The sequence below is a fragment of the Tumebacillus flagellatus genome (genome assembly GCF_000714935.1).
Taxonomy (GTDB): Bacteria; Bacillota; Bacilli; order Tumebacillales; family Tumebacillaceae; genus Tumebacillus; species Tumebacillus flagellatus.
Window position 1 is genome coordinate 67,510 of the sequence record NZ_JMIR01000001.1, and the last position, 20,017, is coordinate 87,526.

Sequence of the window (20,017 nt, forward strand, 5' to 3'; positions counted from 1 at the left end):
CGGCGGTCGGGTTTTTACTTTTCCTTCCCTTGTTGCGTGCGGATGTTCCACGCATCGACTTTGCTGTTCAGAAACAGCTCAAACCCGGCTCCGGCCAGGCCGACCGCCATCACCGTGAAGATGATGATCTTGTCCCGCACACGCATCCTACGCTTGGGCTTTTTCTCCAAGAGCGCTTCCGGCCTCCTTCACACGCAAGATCAGGTACGAACTCACTACAATCAGCGTTCCCCCGATCCACGTGGTCAAACCCGGAACTTCTCCCAAGAGCAGGAGCGCAAACCCAACAAAAAACGCCCTTGGCAATCCCAGGGGCGTCTTCTTCATGAGACTTGATTTCGGCAACCGGCGCACAAGCCGTAGTATTCAAGGCGAAGCGAAGACACTTCGTACCCGAGCGCTTCCGTCTCGTCTGTGCTCATCGGAAGCGTCGGCAGCGCGATGTCCACCACTTCCCCGCACGATTCACAGACGACATGGGCGTGCTCTGTGTCGTTGCCGTCGTAGCGGCTGGACATGTCGCCATACGACAATTCCTTGATCGCGCCCAATTCCTTCAACCGATGCAACGTATTGTAAACAGTCGCCATGCTGATGCCGGAAAACTCTTGGCAAACCTGTTTGTAAATCTCCTCGGCGGTCGGATGCTCATGCGTTTCCTTGAGGAACTTCAAGATCATCTGCCGCTGCGGAGTTAAACGGACACCGCGCTCCTTGAGGTCCGCGAGGGTCTGGGTAAACGAACTTCGTTGCATGAGTCTCACCTCCTGTAAACAATTGTACTGATTCTGAATCTCGCCTGTCAAATCCTTTGCCAAACAGAAAAAAGGCCCCGACGCCGCGTACGGCGTGGAGCCCTTGCTCTCTTGGTGTGGAAACTTAAGAAGCGTCAGATTTGAAAGACTGTGCCGACTGGCAAGCCGGGCACGCACCGTAGTATTCCAAACGGTACGAGTGGATCTTGAAGTTGTGCTGCGCGATATCCGGCGTAGCCAACATCTCTTGCGGCGGACACATGATGTCGATGACATGGTTGCAGGACTGGCAGACGAGATGCGCATGTTCGGTGTCGTTGCCGTCATAGCGGCTGGACATATCTCCATACGACATTTCGCGGATAACACCGAGTTCCTTCAGCATGTTCAGGGTGTTGTACACGGTGGCCAGCGAGATCCCCGGAAACTGCTCTCCGATTTTTTGGTACACTTGCTCGGCGGTCGGATGCTCGTCCGTTTCTTTCAGGAACTGCAAGATCACTTGACGTTGCGGAGTCAGACGAATTCCACGAGATTTCAGATCTGCTAACGATTGGCTGTACGAACGTTTCTGTTGCATCATTGTAAGTCCCCTCCCCATTGGAACAAAAACAGACTAACAAAATCTCACGCCTCATTTGTCTTAAATTTTACTAACTGGAAGGGTCGTTGTCAATTGAGTATTGTAATAATTTGTCGCGTTTATCTGAATTTCTTTTATTTTCATGTCGAAATGAGAGGAAAATCGTTAAAACCGGCAAGCACCAAAGGTAGAACGCATAAGGCGCGAGCGTGGTTGTGGCGATGCCGATGGCGGTGGATGTTAAGATTCCGTGAAGATTCCAAGGGATCAGCGGCGACATGACGACTCCGGAATCGGCGAGGCTTCGCACGAGAAGCCGGGGAGGGACGCCGAGCCGGTCATACGTCGGGCGCAACGTTCGTCCCGGCACGATGATCGAGAGCGCTTGGTTGCACGCGACAGCCGACATGACGACCGACACGAGCACCGTCGTTACGATGAGACTCCGCGTGCTTTGGATTTTTTTCAAAAGGCCGTCGAGGAGGGTGCTCATCATGCCGCTCTGTTCCAACACGCCGTTCAAAGCCCCGGCGCAGAGGATCAACAGCACTTGATGAAACATCGGCCAGATGCCGCCGCCGTGCAAGATGCCTTGCAAATCGTAGCCCAGCCACACGGCGCGCAGCACGTCGGTCAGCGATTCTCCTTGAACGAACGCGGCGAGCACCGCCCCGAACAGGATGCCGATGCACAAATTGCGCAAGATCGGCACGCGCAACGCCGCCAGCACGAGGACGAGCAGCGGCGGAAGCATCACGTACCACGGCATGGCAAAGTGCTCTTGGATCGTGCGCAACATCGGCGAGTTCAGCGCGTCGGCCGTCTGCGCGGTGCCGGATGCCTGCCCGTAGCCCAGCCACCCGTAGAGGACGAGGCAGAGCAAGAGCACCGGCAGACCGGTTTGCCACATCGGTTTGTAGTTGTCGTCCGCCCGGGTGCCCGTCATGTTGGCGACGAGATGGAACGACCCGGAGACGGGCGACGTGCGGTCGCCGACCATCGCGCCGGAAATCAGCGCGCCTCCGACGAGCGCCGGGTCCAACCCGTAGACCGCCCCCATGCCCGCAATCGCCGTTCCCATCGTGGAGAGCGTCCCGACAGACGTGCCCAGCACCATCGACGTTCCGGCAGCCAAAACGAACGCCAGAACGACGAGCCAGGACGGCTGCACGAGCTGCAAGCCGTAGTGGATCAGCGCCGGGACGGTGCCGGAGAGAAACCACGCCGAGATCACGCCTGCGATCAACAGCAGAATGCCGATGACGAAAAATGTGTTTTTCGCCCCGGCGTAACTGCCCTGGGCCACCAACGCCGTCCCCCTTCCATACGCGAGCGCGATGACGACCGCGACCGCCCAGCCGAACAGAAGACCCAAGAACAGCGGCCAATTCAACCAAAAAATCACGCACAACAACCCGCCGATCGACGCGGCAAACGGCACGGCTGCCCACCAGATCGGAATGTCCCGACCGCGCGCAGAGAGCCCCGAGGCGTCTCCCTGCGGGGCGGATGGGGAATTTTTGTCCGAACTCATGAGCCGGAGACACCTCCGGAGAGGATGAAGCGCATCGCTTCTTCCGGGGTGATGTCGAGCAGTTCCACGTGCTCCTTGGGAATCAAAAACGTCACGCCCGCCACTTGAAACGTCTGCGGCACATAGATGGCGATATGATCTTTCAACGGGTCGCCCAACGCGTCCAAGTTCTCGACGGTGATGAACCCGAGCACTTTCATCGGGTTGTTCGGCATGGTGACCAGCGCGACTTTGGAGAACGACTTCTTCTCTCCGAAAATCGAGCCGATCGTTTCTTTAATGATCGAGTACAGCGACTTCACGAACGGGATCTTCTGCAAGAGCCGCTCCATCCACTCGATCACGCGCGCTGAGAACCAGTACGTCGCCAACCATCCGATGAGCGTAATCAACACAATCGTCACCAAAATCCCCAAGCCCGGCACATACACGCCGTCTCCGAGCTCTTTGCGCAACGATTTCCCAAGCAGGCCGTCCAAGAACTGAAACACCTGCACCACGACATAGATGACCAGCCCGATCGGCACGATCGTCAAGATGCCGTTGACCCAATACTTTGCTAGCTTTTTGACCACGTACGGATCTCCTCCTTTTCTCCAGTTTACCGTTCTACGAATTTCGAGTAAACTAGACAGAGACTCTGAATTCAAGAGGTGGACCATGGACGTTAAAATGCTCGCCGCTATGATGCGCGCACAGATGTACACCAATACGCTGATCGGGTCGTCCGATGACAGCTCTTCCGACGACGGCAGCGATTTCTCCGCGTTGCTCGGCGCTGTCATGGCGCAGACGACGCAAACGGCGCAATCCGCCCTTCTCGCAGGTCAGAACGGCCAGAACATCAACTCGGCAAGCAAGACTGCAAACTTCCTGTTGAACGATCCGGTCGCGCAAAAGCGTTTGGCTTCGTTGCTCGGTCCGTCCCGCTCCTCTTCCTATACCTACACGATGGGTTCGTCCGCTTATGACGATCTCATCACTTCCACCGCCGGTCGCTACGGCGTGGACCCGGCCTTGGTCAAAGCGGTGATTCATCAGGAATCGGGCTTTAACCCCTACGCCACTTCCAAAGTCGGCGCAGGCGGCCTCATGCAGTTGATGCCGTCCACCGCCCAGGGGCTTGGCGTCACCAACGTCTTCGATGCCGCACAGAACGTCGACGGCGGCGTGCGCTACTTGAAGTCCCTGCTCGACCGCTACGACGGCAACACGGAGATGGCGCTCGCGGCGTACAACGCCGGTCCCGGCAACGTCGACCGCTACGGCGGCGTGCCTCCGTTTGGCGAGACGCAGCGCTATGTGCGCAACATCATGTCGTCGCTTGCCTAGTGTTTTTGACTCGCTTTTTGGATTGGAAATCGAGAGACCCGTTTCGGCTTCGGCCGCGGCGGGTCTTTTTGTGCTGGAATCGAGATGTTTGGATTTGGGCTTGGGATGTAGACTCCTGTCCCTTACGTTTTGCCCGCCCGACGCATGTACTAGAAGTGTGAAGAGGAAATCACAAAACACTCTGAAGGAGGAATTTTCATGAATCAACCTGTTGGCGGGTACGGGTACGGCGTGTTCGGTGGTTACACTCGGTGGGCGGTCGTGTTCTTGATCATCTTCGTGCTGTTCTTCTTGCTCGTGCCGGGCTACGGCGGCGGCGTCGTGGCAACCGGCGGCTGTTGCTAAACGACCGCGGCGGTCAACGAAAAAGCCCGTCTCCGATTGGGAGGCGGGCTTTTCGTCAGGCAATCCGGACAAGCCGAGGCACTTACAGGAAGTAAAATCCGATGCCGATGATCACGTAGGCACCGAGTGCCATCGCGCCTTCCAACCAGTTCGATTCGCCGTCTTGGGCGAGGAAGTTGATCAGGAGCACGGAGAGCACCATCGCGGCCAATTCCGGCCACGAGAAGACAAGCGACATCGACCGTGTGAAGAACAACGAAGCGAACACCAGCACCGGCGTGACGAACATCGCGATCTGCAACGAAGAGCCGACGGCGATTTCCAGCGCTACGTCCATTTTGTTTCGCAGAGCCATGAGGACCGCCGAGGAGTGTTCCGCCGCGTTGCCGATGATCGCGACGATGATGACGCCGATGAACACTTCCGACCAGCCGAGTTCGTGCGAAACTGTTTCGATCGTATGGACGAGCAGTTCCGACTCGAACGCGACGGCGCCTGTGGCGAGGAGGAGGATCAGCAGCGCTTTTTTCATGCTCCACTCCGCTTCTTCTTCCTCCAGTTCTTCGGTGTAGTTAAACAGGTTGCGGTGCGTATACAGCGAGAAGAACAGGCCGAGCAGGTACAAAAGCAATACAACAATCGAGACGCCGACAGACATCGAGATGGAAATCTGCGGATTGGTCGCGGTGAAAATCGCCGGGATGACGAGCGCAATGACCACGCCGAGCAACATCATCGCCGAGTTGGTGCCGGCGATGCTGCGGTTGAATTTCTGCTGCGGGAACTTCACCCCTCCGACGAGGAAGGAAAGACCTGCGACCAGCAACAAATTGCCGATGATCGAGCCGGTGATCGAAGCTTGGACGACACCGATCAAGCCTTTTTGCAAAGCGAACAGCGAGATGATCAATTCGACGGCGTTGCCGAACGTGGCGTTCATCAGGCCGCCGATCTTCGGTCCGCTGTGAATCGCGATCGATTCGGTGGCGCGCCCCATAACGCCGGCGAGCGGAATGATCGCGGCGCAGGCGATGGCAAACATCGCCACATCGCTCCAATGGAGGTACTTGCCGATCACACTCAGCGGGAAGGTGATGATCAACAAGATCATAAGCAGTCGTTGCATATGAAAAAATCCCCTTTCTTCTCATCCACTTTTGAATGTACCAAGCGGGGTCGCTAAAAGCAAGTCTGGCAGGTTCCGCCTATTTTCTAAGCATACATATATAGAAATTTACTTCTCACCGCTTTGTGTATATACTGATAGTAAGATTGAAATGAAAAAGGGGGGATCAGGATGGCCAACCAAGAAAGCAGCACGCGCCGCTTGATCATCACCCTCCTGCGCACGGAGGGGCCTATGAGCGCGGGCGAGCTCGCCGAACGGATCGGGATCACCGAGATGGCGATCCGACGGCACATCGCCACGTTGGAACGCGATGACCTGATCTATCCGACGACTGTGCGCCAACCGATGGGACGCCCGGCGAAAGTGTACGGGTTGACCGAGGAAGCGGATGAGCTGTTTCCCAAAAACTATCATACTCTGACGCTCGACCTGCTCGAAGACATCGCGAAAGTCGACGGGTCGGAGAAGATCAAGCAGCTGTTCGACCACCGCGAAGAACGGCTCGTGCAAACGTACAGCGATCTCTTGGCCGGCAAAACTCTGGAAGAGAAAGTCGCAATCCTTGCCGACATGCAAAACCGCAAGGGCTATCTCTCCAAGTGGGAGCAGAAGGAAGACGGCACCTATGAGATCGTCGAATACAACTGCCCGATCGCTCAAGTTTCCAAGCTCTACCCGCAGACCTGCTCCTGTGAAACCAACGTGTTTCGCCGGGTGCTCGGCACCGACGTCAACCGTTCGGAATGCTTGGCGGAGGGCGGCTCGTGCTGCGTGTTCAAGATCTCTGACAATCAGCGTCAAGAAGCGTAACCCTACGGTCTCAACACCTCAAATGCGCCCTTTGCGGGGCGCATTTCATCGTGTGTAGAGACTGTCTTCTGGATATGGGCGAGTGCCCATCTGGAGAAGTCATTTTTTAGGAGCCTGCGTCCGCATCGGGCAGCAGGCAGAGAGTTTCAAGCAAGAGCAGTTTTTGCCGGCGGGACATCTTCTTGATTTCCCGCTCGCGCCGCAGAGCGTCTCCCTTGTCCAATTGCAGCTCGACATAGCGCAGGTGCAACGGCCCGCGCCCGCGCGTGTATTTGGCGCCGCGTCCCGTGCGGTGCTCGCGGATGCGTTTATTCAGGTCGTTGGCAATTCCCGTGTAGAGCGACCCGTCCTTGCATTCTAGTAGGTACACATACACCATACAAATACCTCGTGTGTGGTCTGTTTTTTCTTAATACTTGCGAAATTACGGCAAAAGGAAGATGCACATGAAGAATTTTCTCACGCTCAAGGAATTCCTCGCGGCCCACAAAAAGCAGTACTTCCTCGGCATCTTCTGGGTGTTTTTCGTCGACTTGATCGGCATGATCACCCCGAAGATCCTGGGACACTTCACCGACGACCTCAAAGCCGGGATTCTCGACCGCGCCGGCATCTGGAAGTATGTCGGCATCATCGTCGCCGTCGCCGCATTGACGGCCGTTTCACGCTACTTCTGGCGGATCTACATCATGGGCACCGCCCGCACGTCGGAAGTCTACATGCGCGACAAGCTGTACTCGCACTTGCAGACGCTCTCCCCCAACTTCTTCAATCATAACAAAACCGGCGACTTGATGGCGCATGCGACCAACGATTTAAACGCGATCCGCATGGCGCTCGGCCCCGGCTTCCTCTCGTTCATCGACCCGATGTTCGTGCTGACGTTCACCCTGTTCATGATGATCTACACCGTCGGCTGGCAGCTCACCGTCTTCGCCCTCGCCCCGATGCCGTTCCTGATCGTCGTCTCGCGGATGTTCGGCAAAGTGATTCACAAACGCTTCACCGAAGTCCAACAATCGTTCGGTACGCTCTCCGACCGCGTCCAAGAATCGTTCGCCGGAGCCCGCGTCGTCAAAACGTTCGTGCAGGAAGACGCGGAAATCGCCAAGTTCACGGCGCAAAACACCGTCAACTTCAAAACCAACCTCAAATTGGCGCGCGTCAACGGGATTTACAACCCGCTGGTGCAACTGGTCTCCACGATCTCGTTCTTGATCGCCCTCTCCTACGGCGGCATCCTCGTCGTCCGCGGCTCGATCACACTTGGCGAATTCATTTCGTTCAACACCTACTTGGCGCTGATGACGTGGCCGATGATGGCCATTGGTCAAGTCATCAACATTTGGCAACGCGCTTCTGCTTCGATGGAGCGGATCAACACGATCATGACGACGAAGCCGGAAATTTACGACGAGCCGGACATGATCGCCGACAAATCCGACCTCGAAGGCTCGATTGAACTGCGCAACTTGACGTTCACCTACCCCGGCTCCCACCGTCCGGTGCTGCGCAACTTGAACGTCCACGTCCCCGCCGGGAAAAAAGTCGCGATCATCGGCCGCACCGGCTCCGGCAAAACCACGCTGCTCAACTTGCTGTTGCGCATGTACAATCCGGAGCGCGGGCAGATGTTCGTCGACGGTGTGGACATCAACCGAATTCCGTTGGCGACGCTGCGGGAAAACATCGGCTATGTGCCGCAAGAGAACTTCCTGTTCTCGAAGTCGATTCGCGACAACATCGCGTTCTCAGGCAACGGGTCGTACCCCCAAGCGCAAGTGGAAGCGGCGGCGGCGCTGTCGCAAGTGCATAGCAACATCATCGACTTCCCGGAAGGCTACGAAACGATGCTCGGCGAGCGCGGCGTCACCCTCTCCGGCGGGCAGAAACAGCGCGTCTCGATCGCCCGCGCCGTGATCAAAAACCCGAAGATTCTCATCCTCGACGACAGCTTGTCCGCCGTTGACACGCACACCGAAGAAGAGATCCTGCGCGGGCTCAAAGAGATCATGCAAGGCCGCACGTCGCTGATCATCGCGCACCGCATCTCCACCATCAAAGACGCCGACGAAATCCTCGTCCTCGACGACGGCGAGATCATCGAGCGCGGCACGCACGACGAGCTGCTCGACAACCGCGGCCTCTATTTCGAACTTTACCAAAAGCAACTGCTCGAAGAGCAGATCGCACAATCGAACGACTGAAAGGGGTGGGAGCATGGCGAACATCCATGAAGAAGAAAAATTAGAAAAAAGTTACGACAGCAAGCTCATGTCCCGCCTCCTCGCCTACGTCAAACCGTATTGGCACTGGATGGCCCTCTCCATCGTCTTGCTTCTGATCATCACGGTCGCCGACCTGGCGCGCCCGTACTTGATCAAGATCGCCATCGACGATCACATGAACGTGTTTGACACCACGTACGTCGCGGTGCAGCAGAACGAACTGCCGGACGCGCACCACTACCAATACGGCAAGCAAGAGCTCGTGCGCGAGTCGGACTTCAGCGGCGACGCGAAAGCACGCGATCACTACAAGATCGCGCACAGCGGGGATTCGTACACGATGACGATCACCGACAGCGCCGGAGCCTCGAAATCGGAAGCGCTCACCGCCGATGTCGTGAACAGTTTCAAAGACACCGAGACGAACGCCCTGCTGAAGATCGGGGGCATCTACCTCGCTTTGATTCTCGGCAGTTTCGTGTTGAACTACGTGCAGACGCTGATCCTGCAGTGGACGGGTCAGCGGATCATCTTCAACATCCGGCAGCAGTTGTTCTCGCACTTGCAGAAGCTCTCGATTTCGTTTTTTGATTCCAACCCGGTCGGCCGTCTCGTCACGCGCGTGATGAACGACACCGAGGCGCTTAACGAAATGTACTCGAACATGATGGTCACGCTGTTCAAGGACGTGTTCATCATCTTGGGGATCGTCGTCGTCATGTTCCAAGCGAACGTGGAGATGGCGTGGATTTCCTTGGTCTGCCTGCCGTTCGTCGTGATCGCGACGCAGATTTACCGCCGCTTTGCCCGTGCGGCGTTCCGCGATACCCGCGTGAAGCTCGCCAAGATCAACGCGACGCTGGCGGAAAACATCGCCGGGATGCGCGTCATCCAGATCTTCCGCCGGGAAAAGCAAATGTACAAGGAATTTGAAGAGACCAACCAAGAGTATTTCCGCGCTTCGTGGCGCGAACTGATGGCGTTTGCGCTGTTCCGTCCGGCGATGGAAACCCTCTCTTCGCTGGCGCTGGCGATCATCGTCTGGTACGGCGGCGGCAAAGTGCTGGATCATGCCATTCAGTTCGGCGTGCTGTACATGTTCATCTCCTACATCCAGCAGTTCTTCCAACCGATCAACGACTTGACCGACAAATACAACATCCTCCAAGGCGCGATGGCGTCCTCGGAACGCCTCTTCCAGCTGCTCGACACGCCGGACGACATCAAAAACCCGGCGAATCCGGTGGCGCTCCCGCAGGTCAAAGGCCGCGTGGAATTCCGCAACGTCTGGTTTGCGTACAAGGGCGAAGATTGGGTGCTCCGCGACGTGTCGTTCACCATCGAGCCGGGGCAGACCGTGGCGTTTGTCGGCGCGACGGGGGCGGGCAAGAGTTCGATCTTGAACCTGATCTCCCGCTTCTACGACATTCAGCGCGGCGAGATCCTCATCGACGGCGTGAACATCAAGCACTGTACCAAAGAAGACCTGCGCCGTGCCATCGGCGTGGTATTGCAGGACGTGTTCTTGTTTACCGGGACGATTCGCGACAACATCCGCTTGGCTGAGCCGTCGATTTCCGACGAGACGATCGAAGCGGCGATTCACTACGTCAACGCCGACACGTTCATCAACCGATTGCCCGGGAAATTGGAGGAACCGGTTCTGGAGCGCGGCACCACGCTTTCCGCGGGGCAGCGCCAACTGATCGCGTTTGCGCGGGCGCTGGCGTTCGATCCGGCGATTCTGGTGCTCGACGAAGCGACGTCGAACATCGACACGGAGACAGAGAGTTTGATCCAAGACGCGTTGGTGAAGCTCACGCGCAACCGCACCACCATCGTCGTCGCGCACCGTCTCTCCACCATCCAGCACGCCAACCAAATCATCGTCATGCACAAAGGCCGCGTCCGCGAGATAGGCACGCACCAAGCACTCCTCGCGCAAGGCGGGATGTATTACAACTTGTATCAATTGCAGTATAAGGAAACGTTCGAGCACGAAGCGGCTGCGGCGTCTCAATCGTAATAACGAACATGAAAAAACCTCTCCGGTGACGGGGAGGTTTTTGATTTACATGGTTGGTAAATAGATACAATCCAACTATAATAGAGTTTGTTTACTTCTACACCGATGCTCCACTCACTACGCAATTTATCTCAAGCCGGACGGCGGCCAGATTTCCATCGATCACGTGGACGTGACGTGCAGGAATTGCGACACTTTCAGATACGGAGTTGAAGACCAGTGAAAAAATCGGAGCTTGCTTATTGGATCGGCGCGAACGCAGGCATCTCCATCATCAGCGTGCTGATCAGTACCTTTTTGATTCTGTCGATTGCACCGACCCTCTATACGGAACTGTTCATTTTAGGTTTTTTCCTCATCCCGATGGCAGCCGCATTCGCAAGTACGGTGGTGACAGGCGTTTTTTCAGGAATGGGAGTCGTGCGGCAGTATTGGCACGGCACTCCTGCTATCATTTTGTCGATCTTCCTCTCCCTCGGAACCATAGGTTTGGTGCAGGATCACCTTCGCTTTCCTGACAAACAAGAAGCCGCGAAAGATCGAGATCCAGAACATGGTTTTCATGTAGATGCCGAAGATCTCGGCGCCGAATACATGGGCAAACTTCCAGACGGTTTTGGAATGGAACATATCGAAGACATCCAAGTCACGACCGATCATACCAGAAAGTATTGGTTTCGCTTTGAAAAAGTCTATCTGCTAAAAAGCAACGAAGTCTCCCTCGCCTACTACGACTGGATGTGGGATCGATTCTCCGCTGTGAAAACGGACGATCAGTTGATCGACGATCTCACCGCATTCGAACACCTCAGCAAAAAACCAAAAGGCACCATCGAGTGGCAGTTGGCCAAGGATTCGTTTGTATTCAATACGAAAGACAAAGTTCACTACCTCGTCCACCTCAAACCGGACGGCAATCAGATTTCCATCGACCACGTCGACGTGCAGTAACGTTGCCAAACACCTTGACTCCACGCGGGCAGGGTCTTTTTTTTACTGTCCGAACATTTGTCTCACCACGAATTGAGTGAAGGGGAGGCAGTTTACATTTTCTAGTTGGTAAAAGGTTTAATTTCACTTATAATGAGGTTTGATTTAGACGTCGGCAATTGAGGTGACAATTTTGGATAAACTTGTAGGTCAGGGGTTTGATATTCGAAATATTGCCATTCAGTTATCCCAGCGTGCGGAAGACCTCCGTCAGTTGGTCAACCACTTGCGGGCGAGAGCTCCGCAAGTGGCAGAAGGAGCGGACGGTTGGCAAGGCATGGCAAGCCAAGCGTATCTGGCGTAAGTCATCGTGCTCATCGAGAAACTGCAAATCGGTGTAACGGCGTTTCAACAAACGGCAACCGCAACGTACACGTTAGCCGACCAAGTAGACAGCTTGAACGGGTTGCGCCATCGTGTTCAGCAATTGCAAGGGCAGTTAGCCACGTTGATTCAGAATCAGAGACATCATGAAAATGACTACGGCCGACAAGCGAGCAATCATACGAATACCTATGATTCGTCGATTCATTCTCTGGCGACGGAGATCAATTATTTGAATCAGCAGATTCAAGATGAGTCCGCCAAAAATGATCGTGATGCAGTATCTGCATTTCATAAAATTGCGAATTTGGCTCCTACGGTCGGCTCATTACTGCATGAAATGAAATACGCAACTGTACTTACCGGTCCATTTTTGGATCATGGTTTTGTCCCGGTACTCGTCAAACCCAACCCGGGAACTCGAATCGGCAAAGACAAAGTCGAATACTTAAACGACGTCATTCGCCTCAATCAAATCGTCCATGATTACTATGAGACGCACCGGGATGCGGTTGGACCCAACGGAGAAAGTGCCGGCGACAGGATGTTGCAAGCGATCTATACACAACAACAAGCCCGCCGTGAAGGGGGTTATGTCGGGGTTCCGATCGTCTTCATGCACGGTTTGAACGGCTCTGAAGACACCTATAAGAACATGGTGGAGCATTACGGCGGCTTCTCGAAAATTTATACGTATCATAAAAACGGCAGCGTTACTTGTGAAGACGGACCCAACCGAGATGCTGAACAACCGCTCGTCCAGTATGTTTTTGAAGACGGAGCGATGACTTTTGGGGAACAAACACATGGCTACATCAAGATGACCGGACAGATGAAAGCTGATCTCAAAAACGACACATTCAACGTCGTAGCCCACAGCATGGGAGGCATTGTCACAACCAATTACATCGAGGTAACCGGCAGTATGGATTTCAAACGTTTCGTCACGATGGGCTCCCCGATCTTGGGTTCCGACATCGACGCAAAGGCAAATACCACATTGCGAATCCTCTCCCCCGGCAGCAAAACTGCACGACTGGTAGAGAACGCAATCCAAACATTCGCTCCTGCCGTCAATGATTTGGAGAAAGACTCTCACGCCATCCAAGAGATTTACAACAAACGTGAGAATTTCAACCCTGACATTCAAATCCTTTCCTTTGCAGGTGGGAAATACAGCCAAGCAGGACTGGGAGACACAGTAGTTATGCCCTACAGCGCGTTTGGTCTGTCTGAAGTCGCTCCAAACAACGACATGGTCTCTTTCTACCTGGAGGACGACGATCATTCCGGGCTGCATGAAGATCTGAGCGCTTGAGAGAAGAGCATGGACTTCATCAAATATGGACCTGGAGTTGAGCACCCGTGAAAAAAACAAATACTGCGTATTTTATTTGGCTCAACGTCGGTCTGACCGTAGCCAGTGTCTTCGTCAGTTTGGAACTCATCATGAATATGGCTCCTACGCTTTATACGGAGTTGTTTATTTTGGGGATTTTCATCATCCCAGTCGTTTTCGGTATTGTTGCGTCTCTTGCAGTATTCGCATCACGGTTGTTGTTTGTCTCGCAGAAACTCTGGCACTCCTTGCCCACAGTCGCCATCACTTTTTTTCTTGGCTTCGTTTCCCTGTTCATTGTCCCAGATCAGATTCGCTTTCAGCACAATCAAAATGTTTTCGGAGCTCATGATTCTATCTTAGGATATCATGTAGATGCACCGGGGATTGACGGGGATTTTTATGATAAGATTCCTGAGGGGTTCAGCATTGATGACATCCAAGACATCCAAGTCACGTCCGAACGCGGCAAAAAATACTGGGTGCGCTTCAACAAAAGCCGTTTTCTCCTCGGTGACAAACAGTATCTTTCCTACTACGACTGGATGAAAAACAAATTTTCGTCCATGAAAACCGTGGACGACCTGGCCAACGACCTCACCGCTTTTGAACACCTCGCCAAAAAACCAAACGGAACCGTCGAGTGGTACTTGGAGAAAGACTACATCGTCTTCAACACCCGCGACAACGTCCACTACAAAGTGTTTCTCAAACCAGACGGCGATCAAGTGGCCATCGACCACGTCGACGTGCAGTAACTCTCAGCAAAAAACCTCGACCCATCGCGGGCCGAGGTTTTTTTATCGTGCGGGACCTTCTGCAATTCGTTTGATATGCGACTCGGTGTCATTATACGCGATCATCGCTTCTCCCAGATAAGCGCCTAACGTTTCAAAGGCGTCGTGATAATCGTTCAGGACCGTCCCCCATTATTTTACTTTGTTTGAACAGGCAACCGCAACATCTGCCGGTCTTGCCATTTGCGAAACACGAGCATGGCGAGAACCGCTCCGAGCAACGCCATCAGCATGTCCCATTGCGAGTCCCACTCGTCGCCTTGCGTGGCGAGAAACTCTTCGGCGCGGGTGCCGGTGAGTTTGGCGACGGCGAATTCGAGAAGCTCGTAGACCGCCGCCGTCGATAGCACCAAATTCAGCGTGAGAAATACCAGCCAGCCCTCGTGCGCATCCCCGACCGGCGACTTGCGAACCAGCAATTCGCGGGCGATCAACGCCGCCACCAACCCTTTGACGAAATGCCCGAAGCGGTCGTAGTAATTGCGTTGCCAACCGAATTGGTCGCGGAGCCAGCCAAACAGCGGATTGAACTCGTACGTGTAATGCCCGCCGACCGCCACGATCACCGACGCCGCGCAAATCCACACATAGGTCAGCGTCGTAAACGGAAATTTGCGGTACGTCGCGATCAACACGATCCACAACACCACGATCGGAGCGAGCTCCAAACACCATGTCATCACATCGCGCGGCTTGATCGCCGACCAGACAAACACCGCCGCGAACACAATCACCAACCCGATCTCGACCCGTCGTACCCGCATGCCGTTCACTCCTTTCGATCGCCTCATAGCTTTCCCAAAAACTAGGCATCAAAACACTCGTCTCCGAACTCAAAGCGGGTGAAGAAGCAGCAGGTGAAGCGAACGACGACACCACCGCAGACATGTTGCTCGCCATTCACACCGGTCTGCAAAAGCACATCTGGATGCTTTCTGCCTTCCTCCGCTAGTCTGTAAAAAAATCGACACGAAACCTCCCCGTCCGCGCGAGAACGGGGATTTTTTTATGCTATAATGAAGGTTCTGTAAAGAAAGGAGGCGATCAAGATGACGATGCGGCGTTGGATGTGGCCGTTGTTGGTGCTCGCCACCGGAGTTGTGCTCTACGGCATCACCGCCGTGCAGAACTGGGGGGCGGGGTGCATCCTCTTCATCCTGGTCGCCCTGCTCGGCGTTTCACAAGATCGAAAAAACATCCCCTGGGCGCGCTACCTCCCGTTCGGATTCTTGGCGTTGCTGTTTCCGTTTGTCATGTACAACTACGCCGGCGGCTTTTGGGAGCACGTGGCGGGTTGGCAGACGAAGAGCGTGCATCATCTGTTTAAATGGAACGACCTGTTCAACTCGATTCCGTTCAACGACGGTTCGTTTCTCTGGGTGTGGCAGCCGGAGTGGCTGACCCGCTTCATCGGCTGGGTCTACTGGTACGGGTTCACGCTGTCGTTCTGGACCTGCATGATCCGCAGTTTTTTCACCAAAGACGTGAAAAAAATGCTCCACTACGCATTTGCCGGGTTCGTCCTGCAAGTGCCGTTGATCCTCCTGTTCTACAACACGGTGTTTCTCCAAGAAGTCTGGTGGGTCAAGGGCTTGCCCGACATGCTGAACCCGTGGTACCGCGCCTACACGCACAACGAATACCTCGTCTGGGTGCAAAACTGCTTCCCGAGCATGCACACGTCGATGGCGTTTGCGATGCTGTTGATGGCGATGCGCGAGAAGTCGAAACTGTTCCGCTGGACGATGGGGACGTACTGCACGCTGATCATCCTCTCGACGCTGTATCTGAAAATTCACTGGGTGCTCGACGTCTTGGCGGGCATGCTGTTTGCGTACGGCGTTGTGAAGTTGGCGGACGCGATCATGAAACTGCTGAGCTGGCTGTGGCGTGCGCGCTTGCAGAAGCGCAAGCAGACGCAGGATCTTGCATTCGGAGCACAACCCCGACTGGCGGTAACGGACGATCATACCAAAAAAGGCACTTCCCCGCAATGAGGAACGTGCCTTTTTTTTCGTTTGGAGCATGATATGGTAGGGAGTAGAACGTTTTACATATGAACATGGGAGGTTTGTTTCTGTGACTCAACTGTCTGATCCGTTTGTCCTCAAAGGACTGGAACTGAAAAACCGCATCGTCATGCCTCCGATGTGCCAATACTCCGTCACGGCCAAGGACGGCATTCCCAACGAGTGGCATTACGTGCACTATGTGTCCCGCGCTGTCGGCGGGACGGGTTTGGTGATCATCGAGATGACCGACGTTGAGCCGGACGGGCGCATCACCGACCACGACTTGGGGCTGTGGTCGGATGAGCACGTCCCGGCGTTTGCGCGGATCATCCGCGAAGTGCAAAGCTACGGCGCGAAAGTCGCCATCCAGATCGCGCACGCCGGGCGCAAAGCGGAAGACGCGCCGCAGCCGGTCGGGCCGACCGACGTTGCGTTCAGCGACCGCTATCAAAAACCGCGTGCGCTCACCACGGAAGAAGTGCGCGGGATGGTGCAGAAGTTCCAAGACGCGGCGCGCCGTGCCGTGGAAGCGGGTGTGGACACGATTGAGTTGCACGGGGCGCACGGGTATCTGATCCATCAGTTCCTGTCCCCGGCGATCAACACCCGCAGCGATGAATACGGGCAAGACCGCGCGAAGTTCGGCGTGGAAGTGATCCAAGCGGTGAAATCGGTGATGCCGGAGTCGATGCCGCTGATCATCCGCGTGTCGGCGACGGAGTACATGGAGGGCGGGTACGATCTCGACTATGCGATTGAGTTCTGCCGCCGCTTCCAAGAAGCGGGCGTCGACATCTTCCACATCTCCAGCGGCGGCGAAGGACCCGTTGCGCCGAACCGCCGTCCGGGCAACCACGCCGGGTACCAAGTGCCGCTCGCGCACGGAATCAAGCAAGCGCTTGGCGTGCCGGTGATCGCCGTCGGCAACCTCGACGACCACGCCGTCGCCCAAGCGACGCTTGGCAACGGTCACGCCGACCTCGTCGCCGTCGGCCGCGGCATGCTCCGCGACCCGTACTGGGCGACGCACGCGCTGCGGGAGTTGGAAAAGCAAAACATCGCGCCGAAGCAGTACAAGCGGGCGTATTAAAAAAAAACGAACTGACTCTCAGGCTCGCGAGCATGAACCACCAAAAACACCCGCTCACGACTGCTGCGACCACACCAAAAAGAGAGCCGGGCCTTCGCCCCGCTCTCTTTTTTTAATAAAAGGGCCTCTCGAACGAGAAACCGCACCAATCCACGAGTTCCTATCTCTTCCTCCTCCGATCCTTCCTGCGTCGCGGTTCCTCTTCTCCAATGTCTGCAAAGTGGATAGGCCCTGAAGGTTCAGAAGATTTTAGATCGGCGTCTGCCGTGAATAGTTCTACTGTGTATCCGCCTTCCCAATAATAGTTGGCTACCGTCCGAATGGTGGTATCTCCCAAAGATCGACTCATACTGGCGGCGACCGGAAGTTCCTCCGCCAACTTGAGCAAACCTTCTCTCCCCCACAAAACCACTTGCTCATCAAAAGCAATCCAAGGAGTGAGTTGCTGGGCCGCACTTCTCAAAATCTCCGCTAATTTTTCTGCCGTTTCAAAACGTCTAACTCCAGCCTGCGCGATATGATTTCCAGTCTCAATGACAGTCGCCATAGGGAGCACGAACTTCGTGTTCAGCTCTTGCTCCTCTTCAATTTTTTTCGCCACCCGTGCATGATCCCAGGGGTCATCTGTCGTTCCGCAACGATCTTTGCCGTGTACTTGCAACCAGCAACACAACATGCTGGTATCCATAATCAACAGTTTCCCCCGGCTCATGGACGATCCTTTCCTTCCTTTAGGCTTTTTTCAATTTCACCCATGCTCATCAATTTCCCGATCGTCCCCATTGCGAGGAGCTTTGGAAGATCTTCGAGGTCTTCAAGCAGGGTCAAGACACTCCAACCCGTGCTCGTATCTCGATGTGCCACCATCACAAACGGGATCATCTTAGGTCCAAGCGCATCCAACAAGGCCGGGTTGTGCGTCGTAACCAATACGTCAATCCGCCGTTGCTTGCCGATTTCCCGCAACATTTGGAGCAAGAGCCCTGCGCGTGATGGATGCAGTCCGTTATCGACCTTTTCGATCACGATCAAACTTCCTTCCGGTCGTGTTAGCAAAGCGGTCAAGATCCCTAAGAAACGGAGAGTACCGTCAGACATGCCGTCCGCATCCACAAGCAGAGGTTTTTGACCTACCGCCAAGACTTCCTCGCATAAGAGTTGGGCTTCCTTATTCAGCGGAGGGATCACGTTCGAAAAAACTCGTTTGATGGATTGTTCCGGTAGATGGGAGAGGTATTTAGAGAGTGTTTGCTCTACCGTTTGCTTGGTTTTTTCGGGCAATGACGCTAGAACTCCCGCTACGTTTGAAGCGTCTGGATTCAAGTTCCGTGTAATCTTTGAGTTCTTATGATTCCGCATGTGGCTTGGGATTGGGTCTAATACAAATAGATTCTTAAACAGTTCTCCGAGGGTGTTAAAGCGACCGCCTTTTTGTGTTTTTTGTACAGAAGTAAAGGCTTGACTGAGGATACAGCGATTGTTATCAAAAAGGACAATTGATTCGCTCGCCTCAAAGACGACACCGATTTTTCCCTCTACAGGTACTGGAATCGCCTCATAGACGACAACACGCTTCGATTGTTCCGATTCTTCCTGATCAGAAACCTCTACCAATTTTTCATAAACTAAAGCAGCTTGCCCTTGTTCTGTCGAAATCGTAATCGAATACTCCAAATCACGTTCCTCATCCATTTCTACCAAAACTTCTAGCAAAAAAGTATTTCCTGGCTGACGAGCAGCCCATTGCATTCCACCGCGAATGCCTGAAAGCACGGACTCATTGCCCTCCAAGGCTTCTTGCAAATTCCCCGCCAAGATCATACGATGCAGGAACAAAAGCCCGTCCACAACATTGGATTTCCCGCTTGCGTTTGTCCCTACAAGCACCGTGAGCGGGTCTAGATACAGAATCGAATCCTCAAAACTTTTCCAATCACGAAAACGTATTTCCTTTATCATCTGGCAACCGCTCCTGCGTCTACGTCTTTGCCCATCTTTTCCCTACTGAGATTCAAAAATCCTGCGAAAACAAGAAAAATAGGTCTTCAAGTTTCATTATTGACTTCAGTGTTGCTTCACAGTCGAACTCTTGCAGTATCCAAAAAGAGAGCCGGGCCTCCGCCCCGCTCTCTTTTTTCCGCTCTGTGTGTGTTTTCCCTTCGTGCTTTAGTGCTCCACCGCTCCGTGTGCCCCTACCCCCGTATTGGCACGAACCACAATCTCTTCGAAGTTGTCTTTGTGTTTTTTCGTGTACAACTTCGCTCCGACGAACGCTCCGAGGAAACCGAGCGGCACGGAGATCACAGCCGGGTTCTTCAGCGGGAAGATCGCCGTCGCCGCGTCCATCACGTTTGGCGAGAGCAAGATCAGCCCGACCGACCCGATCAGCCCGGTCAGCATCCCCGCGACCGCGCCGCCCGTGTTGAACTTCTTCCAGAACAACGTGAACAGAATCACCGGCAAGTTCGAGCTCGCCGCCACGCAGAACGCAAGCGACACCAGGAAGGACACGTTCATTTTTTGCGCGCCAAGAGCCAACAAGATCGAAAAAACCGCTATGCCCACCGAGGCCCAACGCGCCGCCTTCATCTGCTCTTTCTCCGTCGCTTTGCCCTGACGCAGCACATGCGAGTAGAAGTCATGCGCAAACGCCGACGCCGCCGAAATCACCAGATACAACCAACCCAATTCCCAACAGTTTTGAATTTAAAAATCATAACCCT

At 54.6% G+C, this 20,017-nt stretch carries 21 protein-coding genes and 2 pseudogenes; 12 read left to right on the forward strand and 11 right to left on the reverse strand.

Annotated features, from left to right (window positions below):
* Positions 1 to 14: 14 nt before the first annotated feature.
* From EL26_RS25185 to EL26_RS00340, 5 genes are all read right to left on the reverse strand, one after another.
* A complete protein-coding gene (locus tag EL26_RS25185) occupies positions 15 to 170 on the reverse strand; it encodes a hypothetical protein (protein WP_161780627.1) in 156 nt (51 codons plus the stop codon).
* A gap of 153 nt (positions 171 to 323) precedes the next feature.
* Entirely contained in the window at positions 324 to 755 is a 432-nt protein-coding gene (locus tag EL26_RS00325) for a Fur family transcriptional regulator (RefSeq protein ID WP_038083212.1), read from the reverse strand.
* Between the two features lie 124 nt (positions 756 to 879).
* Positions 880 to 1,338, reverse strand: a complete 459-nt coding sequence (locus tag EL26_RS00330; RefSeq protein ID WP_081856871.1) for a Fur family transcriptional regulator — start codon at positions 1,336 to 1,338, stop codon at positions 880 to 882.
* 70 nt (positions 1,339 to 1,408) lie between these two features.
* Positions 1,409 to 2,872 carry a Na+/H+ antiporter NhaC family protein gene (locus EL26_RS00335; RefSeq protein ID WP_038083213.1) on the reverse strand — a complete coding sequence of 488 codons (1,464 nt, stop codon included), beginning with the start codon at positions 2,870 to 2,872 and terminating at the stop codon, positions 1,409 to 1,411.
* The gene (locus EL26_RS00340; RefSeq protein WP_038083215.1) at positions 2,869 to 3,447 is read right to left on the reverse strand and encodes a DUF502 domain-containing protein; all 579 of its coding nucleotides are present in this window, start codon (positions 3,445 to 3,447) and stop codon (positions 2,869 to 2,871) included. Before EL26_RS00340 ends, EL26_RS00335 begins: the two co-directional genes overlap by 4 nt.
* A gap of 85 nt (positions 3,448 to 3,532) precedes the next feature.
* On the opposite strand from EL26_RS00340, the gene EL26_RS26365 reads away from it, so the two are divergent.
* Both EL26_RS26365 and EL26_RS25775 read left to right on the forward strand, forming a co-directional pair.
* A complete protein-coding gene (locus tag EL26_RS26365) occupies positions 3,533 to 4,204 on the forward strand; it encodes a lytic transglycosylase domain-containing protein (protein WP_038083218.1) in 672 nt (223 codons plus the stop codon).
* Positions 4,205 to 4,402: 198 nt separating this feature from the next.
* The gene (locus EL26_RS25775) at positions 4,403 to 4,549 is read left to right on the forward strand and encodes a hypothetical protein (protein WP_162835152.1); all 147 of its coding nucleotides are present in this window, start codon (positions 4,403 to 4,405) and stop codon (positions 4,547 to 4,549) included.
* A gap of 82 nt (positions 4,550 to 4,631) precedes the next feature.
* Here EL26_RS25775 and cax read toward each other — a convergent pair whose 3' ends face one another.
* Positions 4,632 to 5,675 carry a calcium/proton exchanger gene (cax, locus tag EL26_RS00350; RefSeq protein ID WP_038083220.1) on the reverse strand — a complete coding sequence of 348 codons (1,044 nt, stop codon included), beginning with the start codon at positions 5,673 to 5,675 and terminating at the stop codon, positions 4,632 to 4,634.
* 171 nt (positions 5,676 to 5,846) lie between these two features.
* Between cax and EL26_RS00355 the strand changes: the two genes are divergently transcribed.
* Positions 5,847 to 6,488 (forward strand): helix-turn-helix transcriptional regulator, encoded by a 642-nt coding sequence (locus EL26_RS00355; protein ID WP_038083223.1) that lies wholly within the window; start codon positions 5,847 to 5,849, stop codon positions 6,486 to 6,488.
* Between the two features lie 106 nt (positions 6,489 to 6,594).
* Here the strand turns inward: EL26_RS00355 and EL26_RS00360 are convergent, their stop codons facing one another.
* Complete coding sequence (locus EL26_RS00360) at positions 6,595 to 6,867, reverse strand: GIY-YIG nuclease family protein (RefSeq protein WP_038083224.1); 273 nt, start codon at positions 6,865 to 6,867, stop codon at positions 6,595 to 6,597.
* A 67-nt stretch (positions 6,868 to 6,934) separates the two neighbouring features.
* Here EL26_RS00360 and EL26_RS00365 point away from each other — a divergent pair, with 67 nt between their 5' ends.
* From EL26_RS00365 to EL26_RS00385, 6 genes are all read left to right on the forward strand, one after another.
* A complete protein-coding gene (locus tag EL26_RS00365) occupies positions 6,935 to 8,695 on the forward strand; it encodes an ABC transporter ATP-binding protein (protein WP_038083227.1) in 1,761 nt (586 codons plus the stop codon).
* Between the two features lie 13 nt (positions 8,696 to 8,708).
* A complete protein-coding gene (locus EL26_RS00370; RefSeq protein ID WP_038083229.1) occupies positions 8,709 to 10,742 on the forward strand; it encodes an ABC transporter ATP-binding protein in 2,034 nt (677 codons plus the stop codon).
* A 219-nt stretch (positions 10,743 to 10,961) separates the two neighbouring features.
* Positions 10,962 to 11,693 carry a hypothetical protein gene (locus EL26_RS00375; RefSeq protein WP_038083231.1) on the forward strand — a complete coding sequence of 244 codons (732 nt, stop codon included), beginning with the start codon at positions 10,962 to 10,964 and terminating at the stop codon, positions 11,691 to 11,693.
* A gap of 172 nt (positions 11,694 to 11,865) precedes the next feature.
* A complete protein-coding gene (locus EL26_RS25190) occupies positions 11,866 to 12,036 on the forward strand; it encodes a hypothetical protein (protein WP_161780628.1) in 171 nt (56 codons plus the stop codon).
* A 6-nt stretch (positions 12,037 to 12,042) separates the two neighbouring features.
* Positions 12,043 to 13,374: an alpha/beta hydrolase gene (locus EL26_RS00380; protein ID WP_038083234.1), complete on the forward strand. Its 1,332-nt coding sequence runs from the start codon at positions 12,043 to 12,045 to the stop codon at positions 13,372 to 13,374.
* 47 nt (positions 13,375 to 13,421) lie between these two features.
* Positions 13,422 to 14,153, forward strand: a complete 732-nt coding sequence (locus EL26_RS00385; protein ID WP_038083236.1) for a hypothetical protein — start codon at positions 13,422 to 13,424, stop codon at positions 14,151 to 14,153.
* Between the two features lie 176 nt (positions 14,154 to 14,329).
* Here EL26_RS00385 and EL26_RS00390 read toward each other — a convergent pair whose 3' ends face one another.
* The gene (locus tag EL26_RS00390) at positions 14,330 to 14,956 is read right to left on the reverse strand and encodes a DUF2238 domain-containing protein (protein ID WP_038083238.1); all 627 of its coding nucleotides are present in this window, start codon (positions 14,954 to 14,956) and stop codon (positions 14,330 to 14,332) included.
* A 56-nt stretch (positions 14,957 to 15,012) separates the two neighbouring features.
* Here EL26_RS00390 and EL26_RS24285 point away from each other — a divergent pair.
* From EL26_RS24285 to EL26_RS00400, 3 genes and pseudogenes are all read left to right on the forward strand, one after another.
* A pseudogene (locus tag EL26_RS24285) lies at positions 15,013 to 15,144 on the forward strand (ferritin-like domain-containing protein); the annotation flags it as partial.
* A gap of 97 nt (positions 15,145 to 15,241) precedes the next feature.
* Positions 15,242 to 16,189 carry a phosphatase PAP2 family protein gene (locus tag EL26_RS23210; RefSeq protein WP_052035805.1) on the forward strand — a complete coding sequence of 316 codons (948 nt, stop codon included), beginning with the start codon at positions 15,242 to 15,244 and terminating at the stop codon, positions 16,187 to 16,189.
* 82 nt (positions 16,190 to 16,271) lie between these two features.
* Positions 16,272 to 17,294 carry an NADH:flavin oxidoreductase/NADH oxidase gene (locus EL26_RS00400; RefSeq protein WP_038083240.1) on the forward strand — a complete coding sequence of 341 codons (1,023 nt, stop codon included), beginning with the start codon at positions 16,272 to 16,274 and terminating at the stop codon, positions 17,292 to 17,294.
* A 160-nt stretch (positions 17,295 to 17,454) separates the two neighbouring features.
* On the opposite strand, the gene EL26_RS00405 is transcribed toward EL26_RS00400, so the two are convergent.
* From EL26_RS00405 to EL26_RS00415, 3 genes and pseudogenes are all read right to left on the reverse strand, one after another.
* Positions 17,455 to 17,982, reverse strand: coding sequence for a hypothetical protein (locus tag EL26_RS00405; RefSeq protein WP_193789818.1), 528 nt, complete (start codon positions 17,980 to 17,982; stop codon positions 17,455 to 17,457).
* A 20-nt stretch (positions 17,983 to 18,002) separates the two neighbouring features.
* The gene (locus EL26_RS00410) at positions 18,003 to 19,253 is read right to left on the reverse strand and encodes an AAA family ATPase (protein WP_038083244.1); all 1,251 of its coding nucleotides are present in this window, start codon (positions 19,251 to 19,253) and stop codon (positions 18,003 to 18,005) included.
* 207 nt (positions 19,254 to 19,460) lie between these two features.
* Positions 19,461 to 19,967 (reverse strand): annotated as a pseudogene (locus tag EL26_RS00415) (solute symporter family protein); the annotation flags it as partial.
* Between the last annotated feature and the right edge of the window lie 50 nt (positions 19,968 to 20,017).

Coding starts and splice junctions, on each gene's coding strand:
- EL26_RS00325 (WP_038083212.1), bottom strand. CDS start 755: ATGCAACGAAGTTCGTTTACCCAGACCCTCGCGGACCTCAAGGAGCGC.
- EL26_RS00330 (WP_081856871.1), bottom strand. CDS start 1,338: ATGATGCAACAGAAACGTTCGTACAGCCAATCGTTAGCAGATCTGAAA.
- EL26_RS00335 (WP_038083213.1), bottom strand. CDS start 2,872: ATGAGTTCGGACAAAAATTCCCCATCCGCCCCGCAGGGAGACGCCTCG.
- EL26_RS26365 (WP_038083218.1), top strand. CDS start 3,533: ATGGACGTTAAAATGCTCGCCGCTATGATGCGCGCACAGATGTACACC.
- EL26_RS25775 (WP_162835152.1), top strand. CDS start 4,403: ATGAATCAACCTGTTGGCGGGTACGGGTACGGCGTGTTCGGTGGTTAC.
- cax (WP_038083220.1), bottom strand. CDS start 5,675: ATGCAACGACTGCTTATGATCTTGTTGATCATCACCTTCCCGCTGAGT.
- EL26_RS00355 (WP_038083223.1), top strand. CDS start 5,847: ATGGCCAACCAAGAAAGCAGCACGCGCCGCTTGATCATCACCCTCCTG.
- EL26_RS00360 (WP_038083224.1), bottom strand. CDS start 6,867: ATGGTGTATGTGTACCTACTAGAATGCAAGGACGGGTCGCTCTACACG.
- EL26_RS00365 (WP_038083227.1), top strand. CDS start 6,935: ATGAAGAATTTTCTCACGCTCAAGGAATTCCTCGCGGCCCACAAAAAG.
- EL26_RS00370 (WP_038083229.1), top strand. CDS start 8,709: ATGGCGAACATCCATGAAGAAGAAAAATTAGAAAAAAGTTACGACAGC.
- EL26_RS00390 (WP_038083238.1), bottom strand. CDS start 14,956: ATGCGGGTACGACGGGTCGAGATCGGGTTGGTGATTGTGTTCGCGGCG.
- EL26_RS23210 (WP_052035805.1), top strand. CDS start 15,242: ATGACGATGCGGCGTTGGATGTGGCCGTTGTTGGTGCTCGCCACCGGA.
- EL26_RS00405 (WP_193789818.1), bottom strand. CDS start 17,982: ATGGATACCAGCATGTTGTGTTGCTGGTTGCAAGTACACGGCAAAGAT.
- EL26_RS00410 (WP_038083244.1), bottom strand. CDS start 19,253: ATGATAAAGGAAATACGTTTTCGTGATTGGAAAAGTTTTGAGGATTCG.